At 62.0% G+C, this 5,428-nt stretch carries 4 protein-coding genes; 2 read left to right on the forward strand and 2 right to left on the reverse strand.

All coding sequences use genetic code 11. The annotated features are described in order from the left end of the window. Positions 1–47: 47 nt before the first annotated feature. A complete protein-coding gene (locus DXC67_RS10035) occupies positions 48–1,073 on the reverse strand; it encodes an aspartate-semialdehyde dehydrogenase (protein WP_117638260.1) in 1,026 nt (341 codons plus the stop codon). 173 nt (positions 1,074–1,246) lie between these two features. Next, complete coding sequence (locus tag DXC67_RS10040) at positions 1,247–2,635, reverse strand: aspartate kinase (protein ID WP_117638261.1); 1,389 nt, start codon at positions 2,633–2,635, stop codon at positions 1,247–1,249. A gap of 104 nt (positions 2,636–2,739) precedes the next feature. Here DXC67_RS10040 and thrC point away from each other — a divergent pair, with 104 nt between their 5' ends. Both thrC and thrB read left to right on the forward strand, forming a co-directional pair. Further along, entirely contained in the window at positions 2,740–4,257 is a 1,518-nt protein-coding gene (gene thrC, locus DXC67_RS10045) for a threonine synthase (protein WP_117638262.1), read from the forward strand. Between the two features lie 201 nt (positions 4,258–4,458). Next, a complete protein-coding gene (thrB, locus tag DXC67_RS10050; RefSeq protein WP_006234874.1) occupies positions 4,459–5,340 on the forward strand; it encodes a homoserine kinase in 882 nt (293 codons plus the stop codon). Positions 5,341–5,428: the final 88 nt, after the last annotated feature.

The raw sequence follows: 5,428 nt of genomic DNA on the forward strand, positions 1-5,428 counted from the left end.
GGAGTGTTCTGAAAACTAAGCCCGGCCCCCGCCGGACAGGTCCACCGCTACTCGCAGAGCAGCTTAGCGATCTGGACGGCGTTGGTTGCCGCGCCCTTACGGATTTGGTCGCCGCAGCACCAGAAGGTGATGCCACGTGCGGCCTCGGGGTTCGAGATGTCGCGGCGTACGCGACCGACCCAAATCAGGTCCTGGTCGGAGGTGTCCATCGGCATGGGGAAGCGATCGTGCGCATCCTCGGCACTCATGTCGTCAACCAGCTTGACGCCGGGAGCGGCAGCCAGCGCAGCACGGGCCTCCTCGACCGTAATATCGCGCTCAAACTCGAGCGTAATGCTCTCGGAGTGCGAGCGCAGCACCGGCACGCGCACGCAGGTGCAATTCACGCGCAGCTCGGGCAGATGCATGATTTTGCGGCCCTCGTTCTGCAGTTTCATCTCCTCGGAGGTAAAGCCCTCCTCCTTGACGCCGCCAATCTGCGGAATCAGGTTGCTCGCGAGCTGGGCGGCAAATGCGCACGGCTCGGGAATCTCCTCGCCACGGCCCAGGGCGGCCAGCTGAGCCTCAAGCTCGGCCATGCCGGGAGCGCCGGCACCCGAAGCCGCCTGATACGTGGACACGATCATACGCTTCACGCCGGCAAGCTGGTGCAGCGGCCAGGTGGGAACCAGGCCGATGATAGTCGCGCAGTTGGGGTTAGCGATAAGGCCGTGATGCCACTTGATGTCGTCAGCATTGATCTCGGGTACGACCAGCGGCACCTCGGGATCCATGCGGAAGGCGTGGCTGTTGTCGACCACGACGGCGCCGCGCTTGACGGCCTCGGGCAGTAGCTCCTTCGCAATATCGTCGCCGGCGGCGCCGAGCACGATGTCGCAGCCCTCAAAGGCCTCGGGGCAAGCCTCCTCAATCACAACCTGCTCGCCGCGGAACTCGACGGTCTTGCCCGCAGAGCGCGCGCTCGCTAGCAGCTTGAGCTTGCCGACCGGAAACTCCTGCTCGTTGAGGCACTCGAGCATCTGGGTGCCCACGGCTCCCGTCGCGCCCAAAATAGCAACCGTGTACTGTTTCATGCTTCCCCCTTTAAAGGCTGTGGCTTTTGCCCGCACGCCGAGCAGGCCGATTATTGTTGCCAGTGTATACAAGAACAGGGCGGGCACGAAACCCGCCCCGTCGAAACGAAACCGAAACGAAACGCCCCGCCGTAGTTTTTGAGGCAAGTCCCAAAAATCTACTGGGATAGCAGCTACTTGTGGAGCGCGGCCGGGGCGGGATCGACCGGCGCAGGAGCCTCCAGATCGGAGACCTTCACAATGCCGTTTTCGTCGGAGAAGGCACGGTAAATGGTCTGGATCGCCAGGTCGAAGTCCTTCTCCTCGACACCGATAATGATGTTGATCTCGTCACAGCTCTGCGAAATCATGCGCACGCTCACGCCGGCCTGGCCGAGCATGCCAAACAGATGGCCCGAGATACCTGCACGACCGCGCAGGTTACGACCGACGGTCGCGATGAGCGCCAGGCCCTCGACAACCTCGATCTCGAGCGGCTCGACCTCCTGCTGGATGTCGCCCACAAGCGAGTACAGCGAATCGTGCACATCCTGCTCCTGCACCACGGCGCCAAAGCGGTCGACACCAGTGGGCATGTGCTCGACGGAAACGTCATAGCGTTCGAAGACCGAAAGCGCACGGCGCATAAAGCCGACACGGGGCTTGGTGCGGTCGCGGGCGACGTTGATGGCGACAAAACCGCGTTTGCCGGTCACGCCGGTAATAATGGGCTCGGCCTCGCCCTCGTCAGCCGTCTCGCTAATGATCGTTCCAGGGTCCTGCGGCGCATTGGTGTTCTTGATGACCAGCGGAATACCCGCCTCGCGCACGGGGAACACGGCCTCCTCGTGCAGGACGCTTGCACCCATGTACGAAAGCTCGCGCAGCTCCTCGTAGGTAACGCGGGCGATGGGCTGAGCCTCGGGCACAATGCGCGGGTCGGCGGAATAGAAGCCCGAGACGTCGGTCCAGTTCTCGTACAGGTCGGCGCCCAGGCACTTGGCCAGGATCGAGCCCGAGATATCGCCGCCGCCGCGGTCGAGCAGTTTGATCTGGCCCTCACGCGTCGCGCCGTAGAAACCGGGCATGACAAAGCCACCCTGCTGGCCGTACTCCTGCACCAGCTCGGCGGTGCGGTTCATGCTGAGCGTACCGTCATGATGGAACGCCACGACCGTCGCGGCATCCAGGAACGGCAGGCCCAGGTACTCGGCCATCAGACGGGCGGTAAAGTACTCGCCGCGGCTCACGAGTTCCTCGGTGGAGTAGCCACCGGAGCGGGCGCGCTCAGCAAAGGCTGCAAACTCCTCACGAATGGGATAGGTGAGCTCCAGCTCGTCAGCGATATCAAAATAGCGCTGGCCAATGTCCTCGAGCAGCTCCTCACACGACACGTGGTACTTAACGTGCGCGTTAACCAGGTAGAGCAGGTCAGTCACCTTGGTGTCGCCCTTAAAACGGCGACCGCAGGCAGAAACCACCACAAAACGGCGGGCCGGATCGGCATCGACGATGGCCTTGATCTTCTTAAAGTGTTCGGCGTCGGCGACCGACGAGCCGCCAAACTTGGCAATCTTAATCATGGGCTGGAGGTTACCTTTCTAAAAAGCCTCTGCGAACCTATTTTGCGCGCTCTGATACCATGGTTTCACCGATTGGGACTAAGGCATCCGAGGAGCAGTGTTATATGGGAACTTATCATAGTACACGAGGACGCACTTTATCGTGCTCAAGTAAGGTGGCAATCCGTACCGGCATCGCTCCCGACGGGGGTTTGTTTGTCTCAGACGAGCTCGGCACCCAGCAGGTCGATATCAGCTCGCTTGCAGATAAATCGTACTTTGAAATCGCTCAAGATGTGTTGGGAATGTTACTGAATGATTACACAGCCGAAGAAATTTCGGCGTGTGTCGACGAGGCATACCGCGGCACGTTCGTGAGCGAAGAGGTTACGCCGCTCGTCAAACTCGACGCCGCACCGGGCGCCGACGCCCCGCAAACCTATGTGATGGAGCTCTTTGGCGGCCCCACGAGCGCCTTTAAGGACGTCGCCCTGCAGATGCTCCCCCGTCTGATGGCCCGCACCTCTGCCAAGGACGGCGGCGCCGAGCGCATCATGATCGTCACCGCCACGTCGGGCGACACCGGCAAGGCCGCACTCGCCGGCTTTGCCGACGCCCCGGGCACGGGCATCACCGTCTTTTATCCCGAGGGCAAGGTCAGCCGCGTCCAGAACCTGCAGATGTCCACACAGGAGGGCGATAACGTCGCCGTCTGCGGCATCCGCGGCAACTTTGACGACGCCCAGAGTGCCGTCAAGCGCATCTTTGCCGATAAAGAGCTTGCCAAGCGCCTGGAGGCCGCCGGCACGGTGCTTTCGAGCGCCAACTCCATCAACGTCGGCCGCCTGGTGCCGCAGGTCGTCTACTACTTTGCCGCCTATGCACAGCTGCTGCGCGCCGGCGCCATCGAGGCAGGCGACGCCGTTGAGTTCTGCGTACCGACCGGCAACTTTGGCGATATCCTGGCCGGCTACTATGCCAAGCGCATGGGTCTGCCCGTCGCCAAGCTCATCGTCGCGAGCGACAAGAACAACGTGCTTGCCGACTTCCTGACCACCGGCGTCTACGACCGCAACCGTCCGTTCTTCACGACCATCTCGCCGTCGATGGACATCCTCATCAGCTCCAACCTGGAGCGCATGCTGTACTTCCTGTCCGACGGCGACTGCGAGCTCGTTGCCGGCCTTATGGAGCAGCTGGCACAGACTGGTCGCTACGAGGTTCCCGCCGACCTGCTGGCAAAGATTCAGGGCGTCTTTGGCTGCGGCTGGGCCAGCGAGAACGAGGTTCGCGCCGCCATCAAGAGCTGTTGGGATGCGAACGACTACGTGATCGACCCGCACACCGCCTGCGGCTATCACGTCTTTGAGCAGGTCGCTCCCGCCGAGGGCGCCAAGGCCCGCGTGCTGCTTTCGACCGCCAGCCCCTACAAGTTCCCGCGCGCCTGCTGCGACGCCCTGGGCCTCAACGTTCCCGATGATGATTTTGAAGCTATGCGCGTGCTCGAGCAGGCCACCAACACGGTCGCCCCGACCCAGCTCGCCGAGCTCGAGTCCAAGCCCGTCCGCTTCGAAGACGTCTGCGACGTCGATGAGATGGCCAGCTACGTCGAGTCCGCAGCAAAACGAATGAGCACCAACTAAACCCCTTATTAAGCGCCGGCGAAAGCCGGCGCACCTTCTTTTATCAGAAACCCACCGGGATGATGACGAGCTGACATGCGGGTCTGCCTGTTTAGTTCGTCGCGAGTTCCGCACGAGCCGGAAAGCACTTAATGTGCTTTCCGAGCGAGCCAGGACTGCCCGAGCAGCGAACTAAACAGGCAGACCGCCCAGGAGATTCCCATGATCAAGATCACCGTCCCAGCAACAAGCGCCAACTTGGGCATTGGCTACGACACCCTCGGCATGGCCGTTAGCCTCTACTCGCACTTCACCTTCGAGCGCGCCGACAAGCTCACCATCACCGGATGCCCCGAAGAGTTCCAAAACGAGAACAACCTGGTCTACGTGAGCTTTGTCGATGCACTGGCCGCGTGGGGCGAGCCGGCTTTCCCCGTTGCCATCGACATTCAGACCGACGTGCCCGTCGCCCGCGGCCTGGGTTCCAGCTCTACCTGCGTCGTCGCCGGCATCATGGCTGCCGCCGCGTTGACGGGCCATACCGTCGACCGCGCCGAGCTCGTCCGCATCGCCACCGAGGTCGAGGGCCATCCCGATAACGTCGCTCCCGCCATCCTTGGCGGCGCCGTCTGCTCCTTTACGCCGACCGATTCGCTCCCCCAATGCCTGCGCTACGAGGTGAGCGATCGCTTACGTTTTATTACCGTGATTCCGCCCTACGAGGTACATACGAGCGAGGCGCGCAAGGTCGTGCCGCAGGAGATTCCGCTCTCCACCGCCGTGTGGCAGATGGGCCGCATTGCTGGCATGACGCGCGGTCTGGAGACCGGCGACCTTGACCTGATTGCCGCCGCCAACGACGACCGCATCCAGGAGCCCTATCGCCGCCGCCTGATTCCCGATTACAACGCTGTGCGCGACACCTGCCTTAATGGCGGCGCCAAGACCATCTGGATCAGCGGTTCGGGCTCGACCCTCATGGCTGTAACCGATGACACTATCGTAGCCAAGTTCCTGCAGGTCAAGCTGCGTGAGCAGTTCCCCAAATGTGACACGCATATTCTGACGTGCGACACGGAAGGCGCTCAAATCGAGTACCTGTAGACATCCTCCTCATATACCTGTCCGGGACGGTCGGGATGTTCCCTCAAAATCGTCCTCGCGCATGAAGGCCCCTTGTCCTGCTCCTACG

The sequence above is a fragment of the Collinsella sp. TF07-1 genome (assembly GCF_003437235.1).
Lineage (GTDB): Bacteria > Actinomycetota > Coriobacteriia > Coriobacteriales > Coriobacteriaceae > Collinsella.

Excerpts from the sequence above, each read along its gene's own strand:
- DXC67_RS10035 (WP_117638260.1), bottom strand. The coding sequence starts at position 1,073 with ATGAAACAGTACACGGTTGCTATTTTGGGCGCGACGGGAGCCGTGGGC.
- DXC67_RS10040 (WP_117638261.1), bottom strand. The coding sequence starts at position 2,635 with ATGATTAAGATTGCCAAGTTTGGCGGCTCGTCGGTCGCCGACGCCGAA.
- thrC (WP_117638262.1), top strand. The coding sequence starts at position 2,740 with ATGGGAACTTATCATAGTACACGAGGACGCACTTTATCGTGCTCAAGT.
- thrB (WP_006234874.1), top strand. The coding sequence starts at position 4,459 with ATGATCAAGATCACCGTCCCAGCAACAAGCGCCAACTTGGGCATTGGC.